Here is an 18,337-nt window from a genome sequence, read left to right as displayed (position 1 = left end):
TGGGATCCATGGTGTCGCTCATGATCAGTCCTCCCCGCCAGGCAACGCCCGGCGTGTCAGGCCAACTGTGGATCCACCGTTATTCAGACAGTCCCGGTCCTCCTCGAGACCCGTTAGCAGTTCCACGATGGACCCGCCGATGTTTGCTTGGGGGCCGCTTCAAAGGTACCGGGGGAGTCTGTCCCGTCTGCACGCCGGCGGGCCCTGGCTGAGGCGCTCAACATGGTTTCCCTGCTACGGATAGCGGCGCCAGGACCGATCTGTCACGGTTGGTATTGATCTAGGGAAGCAGACCCAAAATGCGTAGGGCTGTCCGGCGAAGTCGAAACACAGGGCTACGGTGCCCACCTGACCCCCGTGACCCCGTCGGCTGATTTACTCCGATGATGCCCGTGTAATTGTCAGACCCCCTTGTCATGATGGCTTTATGGGGACAGCAGCGGTGGCCAAGGCTTATGCGGACATCAGGTCTGCCCTCGCCGTGCTGAACGCGGAGGTTGACGGCCAAGGCTCCTTACCGTTTTCTGCGGTTGACCCTCTGGCTGGTTTGGCGGATGGGTGCCTGGATGTTCTGGCTGGTGCGCGGGAGGTGGAGGCCGGGTTCGCGGCGTTGAAGGCGAAGGCGGCGGTGAAGTATTCGGAGTCTGCTTGTGCCGTTGCGGGTCCGGATGTGCCGGTGGTGGCGCAGGAGATGGCGGTCGCGGCGGAGATCGGGTGTGTGTTGGTGTTGGGGCCGCGGGCCGCGGGGTCGTTCCTGGCCACCTCCCATGCCTTGACTGCCGGGTTGCCGCTGACGTTGGCGGCGTTGCGGGCCGGGACGGTTTCGTGGCAGCACGCGGTGGTGATGGCCGATGAAGCCGCTGGCCTGGATGCTGCCGGGGCGGCGGCGTTGGAGGCGCATTTCCTGGACCCTGGAGTGTCGGATGGTGCGCGGGGTTGCCCGGTCGGGGAGTTGCCGGCGCACCGGTTTCGGGCCAAGGCACGGACGTGGCGGGAACGCCACCATGCGGAGTCGATCGAGACGCGGCACGCCCAGGGGGTGGTGGAGCGGCGGGTGGAGTTCCGGCCTGACCGGGACGGGATGGCCTGGCTTAGCGCGTGCCTGCCCGCGGATAAGGCGGTGGCGGGCTGGAACCGGCTTACCGCCGAGGCCCGGTCCCTGCAGGGCCCGGACGAGACCCGGACCATGACCCAACTCCGCGCCGACCTGTTCGCGTCCGCGGTTCTGGGCAGCGGGATTCCCGCCAGCACGGACGCCAGTGGTACCGCGGCCGGCAGCGTTGAAGAAACCGATGTCCCGCCGACATCAATAAGGGCGCAGGTGCTGGTCACCGTTCCCGTGTTCTCGTTGCTGGGCGTGACCGGTGAACCGGCAATGCTGGACGGGTACGGGCCGATCCCGGCTTCGATGGCCAGGGACCTGGTTGCGGGCGGCAGTGAGTCGTTCCACCGGGTCCTGGTGGACCCGCGGGACGGGGCGCCGCTGGAAATCGGCAGGACCAGCTACCGCCTCACGAAAGCCATGCGAGCCTGGCTAAGGATGCGGGACGCCAAATGCCCGTTCCCCGGTTGCAGCAACCACTCCCTCGACAACGAGGCCGACCACCTCCTCGCCTGGGCCAACGGCGGCACCACCGGAATCCGCAACCTGGGACAGCCCTGCCCGAAACACCACAAACTCCGACACACCACCGGCTGGAAACCCACCCCCGCCACCAAGAACGAACCACCAGGCTGGACTTCACCCACAGGCCGGCACTACGCCGGCGAACACCAGGACTGGGAACCACCCCACTGGCCGAAGGGGTGGCCGTCCGGGTTATTGCCCGGGGCCGGCAACAGACATGGAGAACAGAGCCTTCTGGAAGATGCCCTCGTCCAGTACCTTGCCGTGTGATGCACCCGCTTGCAGCGGGCCGCCGGCTAAGCAACGCTGACAGCTACTGGTGCGTCCGGCGGTAGCGGATGTGGGTGGCCAGGGGAGAGTGGAGCACCTCAACGGGTTCGAAATCGAAGGACGCAATCCCATCGAAGATCCGCTCACCTGATCCGAGCAGCACTGGTGCGATGTCGAGGGTCAGTTCGTCAACCACCCCAGCCGCCAATGCCTGCCGGACCGTGGACGCCCCTCCCGCAATATCAACGCCCTTGCCGCCGGCCGCATCGAGCGCCGCAGCGTACGCCGCCTCGAAGCCGTCAGTGACGAAGTGGAAGGTTGTCCCTCCCTCCATCTGGATCGGATCATGCGGGTAATGCGTAAGGACGAACACCGGTGCATGGTAAGGCGGCTCGGGGCCCCACCATCCACTCCATTCCTCGTCCCAGTCCCCGCGGACCGGACCAAACATGTTCCGGCCCATCACGTAGGCGCCCCGCGGTCGCATCAGCCAATCAGCCGCGATCCCGTTGGCCTCATTGGCGCGGGGATCGCCGATGTGCCAGCCGTGGAGTTCCAGCCCCCGCTTGCCCAGCGGGTTCTCGCGGCTTTGGTCGGGCCCGGCGACGAACCCGTCCAGGGACATTGACATGTGGCAGGTGGTGTCCGGCACAGCGAACCTCCAGGGGTAGGTGCAGCTTCTGACCGATCGGGTGCGGGGAGCCTAACATGCAGCAGTGGCAGGAACTACCCCCGGGAACGGGACGAAGGAAAGGTCCTAATCGCTCCGTGTGCCGAACACGATTTCGTCCCAGGACGGGACACTGGAACGCTTGGGCCGGGCAGGGCGCTCCGGGGCTTCGGTCTCCGGCAACTGCCCGGTGGAGGGGGACGCATCGTTTTGCTTGGGTGCCGGACGGCGGGGATTGCTGCCCAGCAGTTCATCCAGGCCGGCCCCGCCGGAATTGCCGGATCCGGCAGCAGGCGCGGAACCGGAGGGCTTTTGTGGGGACGCCGCAATGGTGATTTCCCGGGTGTCGGTGCTGACGCCGTCGTGAAGCCGCAGGGCGTCGTCGTTGCCATCCCGGTGCGGCGGAAGCAGGCTCAGCCGGGACAACATCGACGGCCTCGCATCTCGGCGGCGGATGAACGAATCACCCTGCGCTGCCGGTGCTTCCTGCGGCCCGTCCTGTGGTTCGGTTTCTTCCGGTTCCGGCTCGGCCGGCGCCTCGGCGACCACCTCGGAAGGCCGTGGGTGGGCAGCCGGTACGCCGTGCGCCAGGAGCAGCGCCAGGGCGTCGTCCGAATCCTCGTCCACACCCAGCCGCTGGCCGCGCCGTGACCGGAGCATGTCCAGGAGCCCGTCGGATTCCGTCCCGGGGTCCTGGGCAGGACCCTGGCTGCCGGGAGATGCCTTTGCGCTGTCCGCGTCAGTTTCAAAATCGAACGGGCGGTCGGAAACCGCAGTGAGGCGGCGGGCCGGAACGGGGCCATCCAACGGTTCGAGTTCGCTCAACTGCTGGGCCCAGCGGTTGGTGTTCTGAAGCGACTTGCGTCCTGGGCTGAAGGTCCAGAGCGCAGGCGGCTCTTCTCCAATGCCGGTGGTCCCGCCGGGTTTTGCCTCAAAGTTTGCCGAGACTGTCCAGGTGCCGTCCTGGCGCCGCCAGGAGTCCCATTCCACGGTGGCGGGGTCGATGCCATGCGCAGAGAGGCGGTGGGCCACCATGTCGTCCAGGGTTGCCGGGTTGTCGCCAAACGCGGACCGGAATGCGTCATGGCCGGGGGATGGTGCCGCGACTTCAACCTTCCGTGCCTGCTGTGCAACGTACTCGCGCTCAGCAAGGACCGGGCCCTCGTAGCGCTCCACTTTGGCCAGCGGCATGCCGGACAGTTCCGCTACGTCGGCAGCGGTGGCGCCGGCGCGGATCCGGGCCTGGATGTCCCGTGGAGACATCGGAACGGCTGGCCGCTCCATCCGCGGTTTGGCCGTGGACCGGCTGGCCGTCCTGAGGGCTTCATCGATCGGCAGCTGGAACATCTCGCCGCCGGCCCCGCTCAACAGGAGATGCGTCCCGTCGTCGTGCACGCCTACAAGCCGTAGATCCTGCATACAAAATCCTCCACCCTGGCATTACTATCAATCGAAACTCTGCCACCCGGCAGCGCTGAATTGGCTCAAGGAACAGGGCGCGCCGTGATTTTCCGCCGGATCCGGGCCCGGACGTGGAGTGAAGGCAGCGTTATGGCGTGGCCAGGGCGGCCGTCAGCTTGTCCGGATGCCGGGTGGAAGCCAGCCAGTAGGGGGTTTGGTCGGCAGGGTCCGTGATTTCGATTTTCACCACGGGATCGATCCAGCCGCGGATGCAAAGGTAGGCCAGGCCGTTGAGCCGGGTGCCGCGTTCCGCCGTCGCTTCGCCGGCTTCAAAGTGCTGAACGCTTCCCACGAACCGGCGTTCGATGGTGGCCCGTCCAACCGTGAGGGCATCCGCCGTGACGGTAATGGCGGGGGTGGAAAGGACCAGGAGCGCCGTAATGATGGCCAGCAGTATCAATGCCGCTGTGTAGCCCGCCGCCATGCTGATGGGTGCGAAGACCAGGATGCCTGCTGCGGAAACACCGGCAGCGATGACCCAGATCCAGGCGTTGGGCCACAGCTTCTCCCGGTAGATGACGGGTGCCCCGGCGGAGGGTGTGCTGGGAACGGACGCGGGCGAGCTTGATTCGGGCATAGGCCAAGCTTTCCACCTTTGGCCCGCTATTTCACCTTGGGTGGAGCCGCCGGGAGGTCCGCCCACCACGGGTTCCTTAGGACTGTTCCGTGGGCGCGGGTTAGAGTGAGTGACTGTGACTGATCATCCCGCCACGGTAGACATTGCCCCGGACACAGCATTGCCAGCGCCTGCTGTCCCCACTCTCCAGGTCCAGTTGAAAATGCTGGATCCGGACCTGGAAGCGCCGTCCTACGCACATCCGGGTGACGCCGGCGCGGACCTGCGTGCCCGCGAGGATGTTGTCCTGCTCCCCGGGGAGCGCAAGCTGGTTCCCACCGGCGTCGCGATTGCGCTGCCGGAGGGTTTCGTGGCGCTGATCCACCCCCGCTCGGGCCTGGCCACCAAGCACGGCCTGACCATTGTCAACGCTCCAGGCACCGTGGACGCGGGCTACCGGGGCGAGATCTCGGTGACCCTCCTGAATACCGACTCGTCCCAGCCGATAGAGCTGCGGCGCGGCGATAGAATTGCCCAAATGGTCATCCAGCGGGTTGAGTACGCCCAGTTCATTCCTGTCAGCGAATTGAGCGGTTCCGTGCGCGGCACGGGCGGTTTCGGGTCCACGGGCGGATTCACCGTTCCTGGGGCCTGACCCCGCAAACGCACCCGCTGCCACGCCAGCACGTACGACGGCGGGACCTCCACGGGTCCCACCGGCACCATCCAGAACTGGCACATTTTCAGGAATAAGGAGTCACCCATGGTCTTTGGGCTCGGCAGGAAAGCAAAGAACGAAGAACCGGCGCAGCCGGCTGAAGAACTGACGATTGCAGAGGACGGGGAAGGCGAACCGGGCACCGCTGCCCGCCGCCAGGACGGCCCCTTCGACGAGGCTGAAATCAGCAGCCGTGACGGCTTCGTTGACCTGGGCGCCCTGCTGATCACCCCGAGCGAGGGCCTCCAGCTCCGCCTTGAGGTGGAAGAAGCCACCCAGCGGGTGGTGGCAGTCACCCTGGACCTGAACGGCTCCAGCCTCCAGCTTCAGGCCTTCGCCGCCCCCAAGACGGAAACACTGTGGGACGAGATCCGCGAACAGATCGGCCAGTCGGTGGGCGCGCAGGGCGGACAGGTTGAGGAAGTGGAAGGCGCCTTCGGCACGGAACTGGTGGCCAAGCTGCCGGCCGGGCTGCCCGATGGCAGCCAGGGCTACCGCGTGGCCCGGTTCATCGGCGTGGACGGACCCCGCTGGTTCCTGCGCGGTGTCCTGGGTGGACCCGCGGCGCTGGAACGCCCGGCCGCCGGGCCGCTCGAGGCCCTGTTCCGGCAGGTCGTGGTGGTCCGCGGAGACAGCCCCATGCCGCCGCGCGACCTCTTGCAGCTGCGGCTGCCCAAGGATGCCTCAACCACTCCTCCGCCCGCCGCGACCACTTTGGAGGAGCCCGAACGTGGTCCCGAAATCACCCAGATCGGCTAAGTCCCCGGAGAACGGCAGCGCGCAGGCGGGACGTGGAATCACTCCTCTGGGCCAGTTGCCGGACCGGGGCAGGGTCCTGTGCCAGGGGCATATCGAATCAGTGACATTCGTCCCGGCCGACCGGACGGCCGAATTCAGCGCCATCGTCACGGAGGACGACGCTGTCCGTCCCGCCGGACCGGGGCAGGGCAGGCCCCCGAGGCTCCGTGTTGTCTGGCTGGGCCGCCGCCGGGTTCCGGGCATCGAAGCCGGTGCGGAAATCCGGGTTGAGGGGATGCTGGCCCGCGGCAAGGACATGCCCACCATCTTCAACCCCCGCTACGAGATTCTGTCCCGCCAGGAGAACGAATGACCGAGCACCAGCCCGAACAGCCAACCGGCCCCGAGAACCCCGGCAGGACCGGGCCGCAGGATGCCGGCCCATCTCCGGTTGCAGGACTGGCCGCCGGGTACGCGGTCAAAGCCGGACTTCACCGTACCCATGACGGACAGGTGGACGTCCTCCGGAGCGCTGGGGGAGTGCAGGGCATTGCCGAGAGCATCGTTCCCGGCCTGGTCTTCCTGGTCGCCTTCAACGTCACACGCGAACTCAGCCTGTCCCTGGTGGCCGCCCTGGCTTCGGCCGCCATCTTCACCGTTGTCCGGCTGGTGCAGCGGCGTCCGCTGACCCAGGCGCTGGCGGGCGTGGCCGGCGTCGGTATTTCCGCGTGGCTGGCCAACACCACCGGCAAGGCAGAGGATTTCTACCTTCCCGGTTTCTTCACGAACGGCGCGTACATCCTGGCGATGGTTCTCTCCATTGCGGTCAAGTGGCCCGTGGCCGGCCTCCTCTTCGGCTTCATCCGCAACGAGGGCGTGGAGTGGCGCAAGGAACCGTCCCGGGTCAAGGCCTACCGCCTGGGCACGTGGATCATCGTGGCAGTCCTGGCCCTCCGGCTCATCGTCCAGGTGCCGCTCTACCTCATGGGCACGGACGGGCTGGCCGCACTGGCTACCACCCGCCTCATCATGGGCGCACCGTTGTACATCCTGGGCATCTGGGTGGCCTGGCTGGTAACCCGGCCGGCACCCAAAACCGCGCCGGCGGACTAACCGTCGAAGCCGTCGTCGTCCTGCGTGTGGCCGTGGCTGGCCGCGGCGGCCGGCCCGGCGTCGCCCGCGGCCCGCTCCCCGGTGTCAATGCTGCCCGGGGCGGAGGAGAGGAGCTCACGCAGCCTGTCCTCGGCCGCAATGGTGGTCACGAAGAAGAGCTCATCCCCGCCGTCGATGACGTCGTCCCGGCTGGGCGTGATGGGTGCCTGGTCGCGCAGGATCGCCACCAGGGTGGCGTCCTCGGGCCAGTGGATGTCTCCCACCGTCATGCCGATCACGTGGGAATCATGGGGCACGGTGAATTCCACCAGTGAAGCCACCCCGGTCTGCAGCGTCAGCAGGCGGACCAGGTCGCCGATCTCCACCGCCTCCTCCACCAGGGCGGTCATCAGCTGCGGCGTGTTGACAGCCACATCGACGCCCCAGGAATCGTTGAACATCCAGTCGTTCTTCGGGTTGTTGACCCGGCCCACGGTGCGGCCCACCCCAAACTCAGTCTTTGCGAGCAGGGACACCACCAGGTTGACCTTGTCGTCGCCGGTTGCGGAGACCACGACGTCGGCGTCCTCCACCTTGGCGCCCTGCAGGGTGGAGAGTTCGCAGGCGTCGCCTACCAGCCAGTGGGCGCCCCTGAGCCCGCTCCGGCCGATCACCTCGGGCTTGAGGTCGATCAGCAGGATCTCGTGCTTGTGCGCCAGCAGTTCCCGGGCAATGGATGATCCGACGCTGCCGGCGCCGACGATAACGACTTTCACTGGTACTCCTTGGCAGGGGCTTTGGCGAGGATCTGGGCGATCTGGGCGCTGCGGTCCACCTGCAGCATGGCGTGCACGGTGTCCCCGTCCTGGTACGCCGTTCCAGCGTCAGGGAGCAGGCCCTCGCCGAAGCGGGTCACATAGGCCACCCGGACGTCGGCAGCCTTTTCGATGCTGCTGATCCGGTGTCCAATCCAGCCGGCATCGAGGTCCAGTTCAGCCAGGACCAGCCGCCCGGAAGGTTCACGGAAATCACCGGCGAGGTGCTGTTCGGGAAGGATGCGGCGCAGCACCTGGTCCGCGCTCCAGCGGACGGCGGCCACCGTGGGGATGCCCAGGCGCTGGTAGATCTCGGCACGTCCCGGATCGTAGATCCGGGCGACGACGTGCGGGACGTGGAAGGTTTCGCGGGCCACACGGGTGGCCAGGATGTTTGAGTTATCACCGCTGGAGACGGCAGCGAAGGCGTAGGCCTCGCCGACGCCAGCCTGCTTAAGGGTCTCCCGGTCAAAGCCCACACCGGTGACCTTCCGGCCGGTGAAGCCCTGGCGGAGCCGGCGGAACGCGCGGTCATCCTGGTCGATGATGGCCACGGAATGGCCGGCATCCTCCAGCGTGTGCGCCAGCGTTGCCCCCACCCGGCCACATCCCATGATCACGAAATGCGCCACCGTATCTCCTCTGTATCTGTGTCAGGATCGTGCAGCTAGAACTCTACCGGCATGGCACCTGTTAGGCCTGGCAGGCGCCCGTCATGACATCGACCGCGAATCAGACTAGCTTTGTGGGGTGTTGACAATACTGAACGCCGTCAAACGCGTCCTGGTGGGCAGGCCCTTCCGGAATGACCGCCTGGCCCATACCCTGCTCCCCAAGAAGATCGCCCTCCCGATTTTCGCGTCCGACGCCCTGTCGTCGGTGGCCTACGCACCGGACGAGATCCTGCTCACCCTGGCTTTGGCCGGCGTCAGCGCCGTGGCCATCTCGCCCTGGGTTGGCTTGGCCGTCATGGTGGTGCTGCTGACCGTGGTGGCCTCCTACCGGCAGAACGTGCACGCCTACCCGTCCGGCGGCGGCGACTACGAGATCGCCAATGTGAACATGGGAAAGTACGCCGGCCTGACCGTGGCCTCGGCCCTCCTGGTGGACTACGTCCTGACGGTTGCCGTGTCCATGTCCTCGGCTGCGGCCTACCTCACCACGGCTGTCCCGTCCCTGCACGGCCAGCAGGCAATCATTGCCACCATCGGCGTCGTGATCCTTGCCTTGGTGAACCTTCGCGGCATCAAGGAAGCGGGCAGCGTCTTCGCGGTCCCCACGTACATCTTCATGGCCTCGATCCTGGGCATGACGGCCGTGGGCATGTTCCAGGCCGCCACCGGGCAGTTGGGGCAGGCACCGTCGGCCGCGTTCACCATCGTCCCCGCCGAGGGCTTCGACCAGGGCCTGGTGGGCCTGGCCGGTGCGTTCCTGCTGCTGCGGGCCTTCTCCTCCGGCGCCGCGGCGCTCACCGGCGTCGAAGCCATCAGCAACGGCGTCCCCAATTTCCGGCATCCCAAAAGCAGGAACGCTGCCACCACCCTGCTGCTGCTGGGCATGATCGGCGCCGCCATGCTGGCCGGGATCATCTACCTGGCCAACGCCACCAAGGTCCACATCGTCCTGGACCCGGCCAAGGAATTCCTGCTCAATGGGAACCCGCTGCCCGAGGGCTACATCCAGAACCCGGCCATCAGCCAGATTGCGCAAACGATCTTCGGCGCCGGCAGCATTCCCTTCTACATCGTGGTGGCCGCCACCGGCGTCATCCTGGTGTTCGCTTCCAACACTGCCTTCAACGGCTTCCCGGTCCTGGGCTCCATCCTTGCCCAGGACGGCTACCTGCCCCGCCAGCTCCGCACCCGCGGCGACAGGCTCGCGTTCAGCAACGGCGTACTGGCCCTCGCGGCAGGCGCGCTGATCCTGATCATCTCCTTCGATGCCGACGTCACCAAGCTGATCCAGCTCTACATCGTGGGCGTCTTCATCTCCTTCACCCTCAGCCAGCTCGGGATGATCCGGCACTGGGGCCGCGAACTGAAGCTGGCCAAGGACAAGGCCGTCCGGCGCAAGATGATCAAGTCGCGGACCATCAACAGCATCGGTTTCGGCATGACCGGACTGGTGCTGGTCATCGTCCTGATCACCAAATTCCAGCAGGGCGCCTGGATCGCGCTGCTGGCCATGTTCATCCTCTTCCTGATCATGTGGAGCATCCGGGCCCACTACGACAATGTCGCCAAGGAACTCGCGGTGGACGAGGACTCCTCACCGCGCGCCCTGCCCACCAGGGTCCACGCCGTCCTGCTGGTCTCGCACGTCCGGAAGCCCGTCCTGCGTGCCCTGGCATACGCCCGCGCGTCCCGCCCCTCCCGGCTGGACGCCATCACCGTGGACATCGACCCGGACGAGACGGCGCACACCATCGCCGACTGGGAAAAGCTTGAGATCCCGGTGCCGCTGACCGTCCTCGCCAGCCCGTACCGCGAGACCGTCACGCCGATCATGGACTACGTCAAGCAAATGCGCCTCGACTCCCCGCGGGACCTGGTGGTGGTGTACATCCCCGAGTACGTGGTGGGTAAGTGGTGGGAGCAGCTGGTGCACAACCAGACAGCCCTCCGCATCAAGACCCGGCTGCACTTCGAACCGGGCGTCATGGTGGCCAGCGTTCCCTGGCAGCTCAAATCCTCCGAAGAAGCCAAGAACCTCCAGGACGTCCAGTGAGCACCAGAACTTCCCGCGCCATCCAGCCGGCAGCTGCTCCGGCGGAAGGGGACCAGGCCGGCCACACCGGCCAGGAGGCCGTGCTCGACGTCGGACCGGTAGCCCACGGCGGGCACTGCGTGGCGCGCCATGAGGGCCGCGTGGTCTTTGTCCGGCACGCCGTTCCAGGCGAGAAGGTCCGGGTCCGGCTGACCGATGCGGGCGACGATGCCAAATTCTGGCGCGCGGACGTCATCGAGGTTCTCGATCCATCCCCGGACCGGGTGGAGCACTTCTGGCACGTGGCAGATTCCCTGCGTGCCTGGGGCCACGGCCACCCGCCGGTGGGAGGTGCCGAATTCGGGCACATGACCCTGGCCAAACAGCGCAGCCTGAAGGCGGACGTCCTCGCCGAGCAGCTCACCCGCCTTGCCGGCTTTGAGCAGGTGCCCTCCGTGTGGAACGGTGCCGTGGAACCCGTCGGGGAAGCGGACGACGGCGGCACCGGCCTTGGATGGCGCACGCGGGCCAGTTTCTCGGTCACCCCCGGCGGCAGGCTGGGCATGCACGCGCACCGTTCCGACTACATTGTTCCGGTGCGGGAGATGCCGCTTGCCAGCGAAGCCATCAACGCCCTGCGCCTCTGGGACCTGGACCTGCAGGGCATCGACCGGGTGGAGGTGGCCGCTCCGGCCAACGGGTCCCGCCCCCTGGTGCTCCTGGCCCCTTCGCCCGGGACCAAGGACAAGCGGCTGCGGGCCATCGCCGCCGCGCTGCCGGCCGAGGCATCGGTGGCCGCCTTCGATCCGCTGGCCGGCACGGTCGCGCAGCTCCGGGGGCGCACCTGGGTGCAGGAATCCGCCGTCGGCCATGACTACCGGGTGACCGGCGAGGGTTTCTGGCAGATCCACCGCGACGCGCCCGGGACCCTTGTGGGGGCTGTCACAGAATTCCTGCATCAGGGGGACTACCTCAACCCCGGTGCGGTGGTGGCTGATCTCTACGCCGGTGCGGGACTCTTTACCGCCGTAATGGCGGACGCCGTAGGCGGGACGGGATCCGTCCTCTCGGTCGAGGGGGCCCCGGGCACAAGCCGCGACGCCCGGAAGAACCTGCATTCTTCGCCCCAGGTGGAAGTGGTCCAAGGGCGCGTGGAGCGGGTCCTGCGCCAGAAACCGCGGAATTTCGACGCGCTGGTCCTTGACCCGCCCCGCGCCGGCGCCGGGAAAGCCGTCGTCGGGCAACTCGTGGCCGCCCAGCCCCGGGCCATCGCCTACGTGTCCTGCGATCCGGCGTCGTTCGCACGTGACCTCGGTTACTTCCGCCGCTCCGGGTGGGGACTCGCCGGGCTCCGGGCCTTCGACCTGTATCCCCACACCCACCACCTCGAGACGGTCGCATTGCTGGCTCCGGCTCCGTGATGCCGCTGCGGTTATCGACTACGATTGCCGTAGTAGTCCCACGTCGCGCCCGAATTCTCGGCCGGCCGTGTGCAAATTTTCGGGCCCTTGAGCTACTTAGGGCTTCCTAACTAGCAGGCGGTCAACCGCGCGACAAAGATGAAACTGTTGCGAGAGGAGTCCTGCGATGAGCACTGTGGACAGCTTCGGTTCAAAAGGCAAACTTAATGTAGCCGGAACCGAGTACGAAATTTTCCGGTTGAACTCCGTTGAAGGTGCAGAAAACCTTCCGTTCAGCCTCAAGGTATTGCTTGAAAACCTGCTGAGGACCGAGGACGGCGCGAACATCACTGCCGATCACGTCCGCGCTTTGGCAGGCTGGGATCCGAATGCGGAGCCCGATACAGAAATCCAGTTCACGCCGGCGCGCGTGATCATGCAGGACTTCACCGGCGTTCCCTGCGTGGTCGACCTTGCCACCATGCGTGAGGCAGTCAAGGACCTGGGCGGCGATCCCAAGCGGGTCAACCCCCTGGCCCCCGCCGAGATGGTCATCGACCACTCCGTCCAGATCGACGCCTTCGGCAACTCCGGCGCACTGGAGCGCAACATGGAGATCGAATACCAGCGCAACGGTGAGCGTTACCAGTTCCTGCGCTGGGGCCAGACCGCGTTTGACGACTTCAAAGTTGTTCCCCCGGGAACCGGCATTGTGCACCAGGTCAACATCGAGTACCTGGCCCGCACGGTCATGACCCGCGAAGTGGACGGTGCGCTGCGCGCCTACCCCGACACCTGCGTTGGCACCGACTCGCACACCACCATGGTCAACGGCCTGGGCGTGCTGGGCTGGGGCGTCGGCGGCATCGAAGCCGAGGCAGCGATGCTCGGCCAGCCCGTCTCCATGCTCATCCCGCGCGTCGTGGGCTTCAAGCTCAGCGGCAGCATCCCCGCCGGCGCCACCGCAACCGACGTGGTGCTGACCATCACCGAAATGCTGCGCCAGCACGGCGTGGTGGGCAAGTTCGTCGAGTTCTACGGCGAAGGCGTCGCAGCAGTGCCGCTGGCCAACCGCGCCACCATCGGCAACATGAGCCCCGAGTTCGGTTCCACCGCCGCCATGTTCCCCATCGACGACGTCACCCTGGACTACCTGCGCCTCACTGGCCGGTCCGACGAGAACGTCGCCCTGGTCGAGGCCTACGCGAAGGAACAGGGCCTCTGGCACGACCCCTCCCGCGACATCAAGTTCTCCGAGTACCTCGAGCTGGACCTGTCGACCGTCGTTCCGTCGATCTCCGGCCCGAAGCGCCCGCAGGACCGCATCATCCTCACCGAATCCAAGGCGCAGTTCCGCGAGGACCTCCGCAACTACGTCAAGGTGGACCTCGCCGACGGCAGCCTGGACGAAGCGATCGACGAGAGCTTCCCGGCGTCCGACTCACCCTCGTTCACCGCCACGGCAACCCACCTCACCGAGGAAGCCCCGCACGCCCACGGACCGAAGTCCAACGGCCGCCCGACGAAGAAGGTGGCTGTCAAGACCGCTGACGGCCGCGAATTCGAGCTGGACCACGGTGCGGTGTCGATCGCCTCGATCACCTCCTGCACCAACACGTCCAACCCGTCCGTGATGCTGGCGGCAGCACTGCTGGCCCGCAACGCCGTCGAAAAGGGCCTCGCCGCCAAGCCATGGGTCAAGACCTCCGTTGCCCCCGGTTCCAAGGTTGTCACCGACTACTACAACAAGTCGGGCCTGACCCCCTACCTGGAGAAGCTGGGCTTCTACATCGTGGGTTACGGCTGCGCCACCTGCATTGGCAACTCCGGCCCCCTCGACGCCGAAATCTCCGAGGCCATCCAGGCCAACGACCTCTCCGTCACCGCAGTCCTCTCCGGCAACCGCAACTTCGAAGGCCGGATCAACCCGGACGTCAAGATGAACTACCTGGCCTCCCCGCCGCTGGTCATCGCGTACGCCCTGGCCGGAACCATGGACTTCGACTTCGAGAACGACGCACTGGGCCAGGACGAAGCCGGCAACGACGTCTTCCTGAAGGACATCTGGCCCAACCCGGTCGAGGTCCAGCAGGTCATCGACTCCTCGATCGACAAGGGCATGTTTGCCCGCGGCTACGAGGGCGTCTTCGACGGCGACGACCGCTGGAAGGCCCTCGACACCCCGGCCGGCGACACTTTCGCCTGGGATGAGAAGTCCACCTACGTCCGGAAGCCCCCGTACTTCGACGGCATGAAGGCCCAGCCCGAACCCGTCAAGGACATCTCGGGTGCCCGCGTGCTCCTGAAGCTCGGCGATTCCGTCACCACCGACCACATCTCCCCGGCCGGTTCCTTCAAGTCCGACACCCCCGCCGGCCAGTACCTGCTGGCCAACGGCGTGGAGCGCAAGGACTTCAACTCCTACGGCTCCCGCCGTGGCAACCACGAAGTGATGATCCGCGGCACGTTCGCGAACATCCGCATCAAGAACCAGCTCCTGGACGGCGTTGAGGGTGGCTTCACCCGCGACTTCACCCAGGCCGACGGCCCGCAGGCATACGTCTACGACGCCGCGCAGAACTACCAGGCAGCCGGCACCCCGCTGGTGGTCCTGGCCGGCAAGGAATACGGTTCCGGATCATCGCGTGACTGGGCAGCCAAGGGCACCGCCCTGCTGGGCGTCAAGGCCGTCATCGCCGAGAGCTACGAGCGCATCCACCGCTCCAACCTCATCGGCATGGGTGTCCTGCCGTTGCAGTACCCGGCCGGCGAGAACGCTGCCAGCCTGGGCCTGACCGGCACGGAAACCTTCTCGGTTGAGGGCGTCACCGCCCTCAATGAGGGCACCACGCCCAAGACCCTGAAGGTCACCGCCACCGCAGAGGACGGCTCCTCCAAGTCGTTCGATGCCGTGCTGCGCATCGATACCCCGGGTGAAGCGGACTACTACCGCAACGGCGGCATCCTGCAGTACGTGCTGCGCCAGATCTCCGCGAACTAGCGGGTTCCAACAGCAGCAACGATCCACCCCGAAGCCCCGGCCGGTCACCGACCAGCCGGGGCTTCGGCTTTGCATTCAAGCCAAGGCGTTAGAGTTAAACGGCACGTCTACCACCCGAAGGAGGGGTCATTGGGAATCTTGGACACCATCCGGAATCCGCAGGACCTGAACGATTTGACCGAGGAACAGCTGGAACAGCTGGCCTCGGAGATCAGGGATTTCCTGATCACGAACGTCTCCCAGACGGGCGGCCACCTCGGGCCCAACCTCGGCGTCGTGGAACTGACCCTTGCCGTGCACCGCACCTTCGAATCTCCCCGCGACAGCATCGTCTTTGACACGGGGCACCAGTCCTACGTCCACAAGCTGCTGACCGGACGCCAGGACTTCAGCACGCTCCGCCAGGAAGGCGGCCTCTCCGGCTACCCGGACAGGGCGGAATCGGAACACGACATCGTGGAAAGCTCCCATGCGTCGTCATCCCTGTCCTGGGCGGACGGTATCTCCCGCGCCCGCCAGCTCACGGGGGAAGGTGACCGGCACGTCGTCGCCATCATCGGCGACGGCGCCCTCACCGGCGGGATGGCCTGGGAAGCCATCAACAACATCGCGGCGGACAAGAAGCGCCGCGTGGTCATCGTCGTCAACGACAACGGGCGCTCCTACGCCCCCACCGTCGGCGGGTTCGCCGACTACCTGGCGTCCTTGCGCCCCACCATCGACTCCTTCCGCGCCGCCCCGGCCTACGAAGGCGCGCTCGACTGGTGGAAAAAGAAGCTCCAGGATGGCGGCCCCGTGGGGCAGTTCACCTACAAGAGCCTGCACGCCATGAAAAAGGGCATCAAGGACTGGTGGGCGCCGCAGGGCATGTTCGAGGACCTCGGCATGAAATACATCGGCCCGGTGGACGGCCACAACCTCCAGGCCATGGAGCACGCACTGTCCACCGCCAGGAACTACGGCGGTCCCGTGATCGTCCATGCCATGACGGAGAAGGGCCACGGCTACGCGCCGGCGCGTGCCCACGAAGCGGACCAATTCCATGCTGTGGGGATCATCGACCCCGAAACCGGCGAGCCCACCGGTACCGGCGGCGCCCAGTCCTGGACCTCGGTGTTTGCCGACGAGATCTCAGCCATCGCCGACGAACGCGACGACATCGTGGGCATCACGGGCGCCATGCTGATTCCCGTGGGCCTGCACAAGTTCGCCGCCAAGCACCCCAAGCGCGTCATCGACGTCGGCATCGCGGAACAGCACGCGCTGACCGCCGCCGCAGGCATGGCCTTCGGCGGCCTGCACCCGGTGGTGGCCGTCTACGCCACGTTCCTGAACCGGGCCTTCGACCAGCTGCTCATGGACGTGGCCCTCCACAAGGCAGGCGTCACCATCGTCCTCGACCGCGCCGGCGTTACCGGCCCGGATGGCGCCAGCCACCATGGCATGTGGGACATGGCCATGGTCCAGATCGTCCCCGGGCTGCACCTCGCCGCGCCCCGCGACGCCACCCGGCTCCGGGAGGAACTGCGTGAAGCTGTGGCCATAAACGACGCGCCCAGCGTTGTCCGCTTCTCCAAGGGATCCGTCGGCCCGGCCGTCGAGGCAGTGGAACGGCTCAGCGACGGCGTGGACATCCTGGCCCGCCGGCCGTCAGGTTCCACCGAGAACGACGTACTGATCGTCAGCGTGGGCGCCATGGCCGAACTGGCCCTCGACGTCTCCAACCGGCTCGGCGCGCAGGGCATCAGCACCACCGTGGTGGACCCCCGCTGGGTCCTCCCCGTCCGCCGTTCGATCATCGCGTTGGCCTCGCACCACCGCCTGGTCATCTGCATCGAAGACGGCGTCCGCGCGGGCGGCGTCGGCTCCCGCATCCGGCAGGAGATGCGCGCTGCCGGCGTGGATACGGCACTGAACGAGGTAGGCCTGCCCGTGGAGTTCCTGGACCATGGCACCCGCAACCAAGTGCTGGAGCGGGTTGGGCTGACCGCCCAGCAGATCACGCACGACGTCGTCGCGCAGGTCCTGGGAACCAAGGTCCCCTTCGCGCGGCCCCTCCCCGGGCAGCAGCACCCCACCACCGGCAGCCTTCCGATCCTGTGAGGGACGAAGACGAGCTGAAGTATCCCGGGCCGGCGGGGGAGTCCGGACCAGTCCTGCACACCACCACCACGCGGGTTCCGAATGGTCTGGAGCCGGGCCAGCTGGTGGTCTCCAGGAACCGGAAATGGAACGGCAAAGCCCACTGGGTGGTCCCCGGGCGGTACCTCGGCGAGGACCGGCACGGATGGTGGATCTTCCAGGGAACCAACGAATTCTGCTCCCGCCCAGGCGCTGCGTTCTATACGCGCTCGGACGCTGTCCTGCTGGTGCCACGGCAGGGGGACTGGGTGGCCACGTTCTACGACTCCGCGCACCCCGGTGGAGTGCGGGTCTACATCGACCTCGCGGTAGGCCATGAGTGGACACACATCCGGCCTGCCGTGACCGAGTTCCATGTGATCGACATGGATCTCGACGTCATCCGGACCGAGGCCCGCGGCGTCTTCATCGACGACCAGGACGAGTTTGCGGCGCACAGCGTCTCCATGCACTACCCCCAGCGGCTGATCGAGGATATCCAGGCTGCCGCGGACGGGCTCTACCACGCCGTGAAGGCACAGCACGCGCCATTCGACGGCACCGACGTCGAATGGTTTACCAAAGGACGCACTATATGAGCGGCATTGTCAGGGTCTACAAGCGCGACGACGACGGCGCCCTGCACTTCAGGGAGGCCTGGTTCGACGAGGAATACTCCCAGTTCGTCATGAACTTCGGTGCCGTGGGGCACCAGAGCAAGACCGAGGAAACCGATGTCGCCGACGCCGCCGCTGCCGACGGCCTCCTGGACGCCTTCGCAGCCCAGTGCGCCGAGGACGGCTACGCTGAGGTCCCCAACGAGGAGCAGTCCTGGGTGGTGGCCCAGTTCGCCCTCAAGACCAAGGACGGCACCGACCGTGACCGCCGCCTTGAACAGAAGGCCAAGGACGCCCTCGTCAGCCACCTGGCCTGGCGCGGCCTGGGAACGGTGGAACGCTCCGAATTCACCGACTACAAGCTCAGCATCTTCTGCCTGTGCCCGGATGTGAACAAGGCCGTCAGCGCCATCAAGGTCTGCGCCCGCAACGAGGACCTCGACTTCACCAAGCTCAGCATCGGGGCTGCCCCGTACAGCCAGCCGGACCATTACAAGCTCAAGCATTCCGCCAAGCCCGCCAGCAGCTTCAGCCTCTAGGAGACG

Annotated in this window: 16 protein-coding genes; 11 read left to right on the top strand and 5 right to left on the bottom strand. The window is 66.6% G+C overall.

Annotation, left to right across the window (positions count from 1 at the left end):
• The first annotated feature begins 427 nt into the window (after nt 1-427).
• Nucleotides 428-1,897 (top strand): HNH endonuclease signature motif containing protein, encoded by a 1,470-nt coding sequence (locus J2T23_RS17810; protein WP_307362150.1) that lies wholly within the window; start codon nt 428-430, stop codon nt 1,895-1,897.
• A gap of 43 nt (nt 1,898-1,940) precedes the next feature.
• Here J2T23_RS17810 and J2T23_RS17805 read toward each other — a convergent pair whose 3' ends face one another.
• The 3 genes from J2T23_RS17805 to J2T23_RS17795 all read right to left on the bottom strand — a co-directional run bounded on the left by J2T23_RS17805 (nt 1,941) and on the right by J2T23_RS17795 (nt 4,605).
• On the bottom strand, nt 1,941-2,528 hold the full coding sequence (locus J2T23_RS17805; protein WP_307362147.1) for a dihydrofolate reductase family protein: 588 nt from the start codon (nt 2,526-2,528) through the stop codon (nt 1,941-1,943).
• Nucleotides 2,529-2,654: 126 nt separating this feature from the next.
• Nucleotides 2,655-3,986, bottom strand: a complete 1,332-nt coding sequence (gene sepH, locus J2T23_RS17800) for a septation protein SepH (protein ID WP_307362144.1) — start codon at nt 3,984-3,986, stop codon at nt 2,655-2,657.
• 130 nt (nt 3,987-4,116) lie between these two features.
• A complete protein-coding gene (locus tag J2T23_RS17795; RefSeq protein WP_141160788.1) occupies nt 4,117-4,605 on the bottom strand; it encodes a DUF3093 domain-containing protein in 489 nt (162 codons plus the stop codon).
• A gap of 115 nt (nt 4,606-4,720) precedes the next feature.
• Between J2T23_RS17795 and dut the strand changes: the two genes are divergently transcribed.
• The 4 genes from dut (at nt 4,721) to J2T23_RS17775 (ending at nt 7,153) form a co-directional block, all read left to right on the top strand.
• Complete coding sequence (gene dut / locus J2T23_RS17790; RefSeq protein WP_141181281.1) at nt 4,721-5,239, top strand: dUTP diphosphatase; 519 nt, start codon at nt 4,721-4,723, stop codon at nt 5,237-5,239.
• 108 nt (nt 5,240-5,347) lie between these two features.
• Nucleotides 5,348-6,061 carry a DUF3710 domain-containing protein gene (locus tag J2T23_RS17785; RefSeq protein WP_307362141.1) on the top strand — a complete coding sequence of 238 codons (714 nt, stop codon included), beginning with the start codon at nt 5,348-5,350 and terminating at the stop codon, nt 6,059-6,061.
• Between the two features lie 100 nt (nt 6,062-6,161).
• On the top strand, nt 6,162-6,413 hold the full coding sequence (locus J2T23_RS17780; protein ID WP_307362139.1) for a single stranded DNA-binding domain-containing protein: 252 nt from the start codon (nt 6,162-6,164) through the stop codon (nt 6,411-6,413).
• A complete protein-coding gene (locus J2T23_RS17775) occupies nt 6,410-7,153 on the top strand; it encodes a DUF3159 domain-containing protein (RefSeq protein WP_307362136.1) in 744 nt (247 codons plus the stop codon). Before J2T23_RS17780 ends, J2T23_RS17775 begins: the two co-directional genes overlap by 4 nt.
• On the opposite strand, the gene J2T23_RS17770 is transcribed toward J2T23_RS17775, so the two are convergent.
• Nucleotides 7,150-7,908: a potassium channel family protein gene (locus J2T23_RS17770; protein ID WP_307362133.1), complete on the bottom strand. Its 759-nt coding sequence runs from the start codon at nt 7,906-7,908 to the stop codon at nt 7,150-7,152. The two genes, J2T23_RS17775 and J2T23_RS17770, sit on opposite strands and share 4 nt — an antisense overlap.
• The gene (locus tag J2T23_RS17765; protein WP_141160783.1) at nt 7,905-8,579 is read right to left on the bottom strand and encodes a potassium channel family protein; all 675 of its coding nucleotides are present in this window, start codon (nt 8,577-8,579) and stop codon (nt 7,905-7,907) included. The genes J2T23_RS17770 and J2T23_RS17765 overlap by 4 nt, the downstream gene beginning before the upstream one ends.
• Before the next feature lie 118 nt (nt 8,580-8,697).
• Here J2T23_RS17765 and J2T23_RS17760 point away from each other — a divergent pair, with 118 nt between their 5' ends.
• From J2T23_RS17760 to J2T23_RS17735, 6 genes are all read left to right on the top strand, one after another.
• Nucleotides 8,698-10,674, top strand: a complete 1,977-nt coding sequence (locus J2T23_RS17760) for an APC family permease (RefSeq protein WP_141160782.1) — start codon at nt 8,698-8,700, stop codon at nt 10,672-10,674.
• Nucleotides 10,671-12,074, top strand: coding sequence for a class I SAM-dependent RNA methyltransferase (locus tag J2T23_RS17755; RefSeq protein WP_370871454.1), 1,404 nt, complete (start codon nt 10,671-10,673; stop codon nt 12,072-12,074). The genes J2T23_RS17760 and J2T23_RS17755 overlap by 4 nt, the downstream gene beginning before the upstream one ends.
• 166 nt (nt 12,075-12,240) lie before the next feature.
• A complete protein-coding gene (locus tag J2T23_RS17750; RefSeq protein ID WP_141160780.1) occupies nt 12,241-15,054 on the top strand; it encodes an aconitate hydratase in 2,814 nt (937 codons plus the stop codon).
• 129 nt (nt 15,055-15,183) lie between these two features.
• The gene (gene dxs / locus J2T23_RS17745; RefSeq protein WP_307362129.1) at nt 15,184-17,157 is read left to right on the top strand and encodes a 1-deoxy-D-xylulose-5-phosphate synthase; all 1,974 of its coding nucleotides are present in this window, start codon (nt 15,184-15,186) and stop codon (nt 17,155-17,157) included.
• Nucleotides 17,154-17,774 (top strand): DUF402 domain-containing protein, encoded by a 621-nt coding sequence (locus tag J2T23_RS17740; RefSeq protein WP_141181285.1) that lies wholly within the window; start codon nt 17,154-17,156, stop codon nt 17,772-17,774. Before dxs ends, J2T23_RS17740 begins: the two co-directional genes overlap by 4 nt.
• Nucleotides 17,771-18,331: a hypothetical protein gene (locus J2T23_RS17735; RefSeq protein ID WP_307362125.1), complete on the top strand. Its 561-nt coding sequence runs from the start codon at nt 17,771-17,773 to the stop codon at nt 18,329-18,331. Before J2T23_RS17740 ends, J2T23_RS17735 begins: the two co-directional genes overlap by 4 nt.
• Nucleotides 18,332-18,337 lie beyond the last annotated feature (6 nt).

It is taken from the genome of Pseudarthrobacter niigatensis, from assembly GCF_030812615.1.
In the GTDB taxonomy this organism is placed as follows: Bacteria; Actinomycetota; Actinomycetes; order Actinomycetales; family Micrococcaceae; genus Arthrobacter; species Arthrobacter niigatensis.
Note: the sequence above shows the minus strand (reverse complement) of the source record. Positions and strands in the feature narration are given on the sequence as shown.

Coding starts and splice junctions, on each gene's coding strand:
- J2T23_RS17810 (WP_307362150.1), top strand. CDS start 428: ATGGGGACAGCAGCGGTGGCCAAGGCTTATGCGGACATCAGGTCTGCC.
- J2T23_RS17805 (WP_307362147.1), bottom strand. CDS start 2,528: ATGTCAATGTCCCTGGACGGGTTCGTCGCCGGGCCCGACCAAAGCCGC.
- sepH (WP_307362144.1), bottom strand. CDS start 3,986: ATGCAGGATCTACGGCTTGTAGGCGTGCACGACGACGGGACGCATCTC.
- J2T23_RS17795 (WP_141160788.1), bottom strand. CDS start 4,605: ATGCCCGAATCAAGCTCGCCCGCGTCCGTTCCCAGCACACCCTCCGCC.
- J2T23_RS17785 (WP_307362141.1), top strand. CDS start 5,348: ATGGTCTTTGGGCTCGGCAGGAAAGCAAAGAACGAAGAACCGGCGCAG.
- J2T23_RS17775 (WP_307362136.1), top strand. CDS start 6,410: ATGACCGAGCACCAGCCCGAACAGCCAACCGGCCCCGAGAACCCCGGC.
- J2T23_RS17750 (WP_141160780.1), top strand. CDS start 12,241: ATGAGCACTGTGGACAGCTTCGGTTCAAAAGGCAAACTTAATGTAGCC.
- J2T23_RS17735 (WP_307362125.1), top strand. CDS start 17,771: ATGAGCGGCATTGTCAGGGTCTACAAGCGCGACGACGACGGCGCCCTG.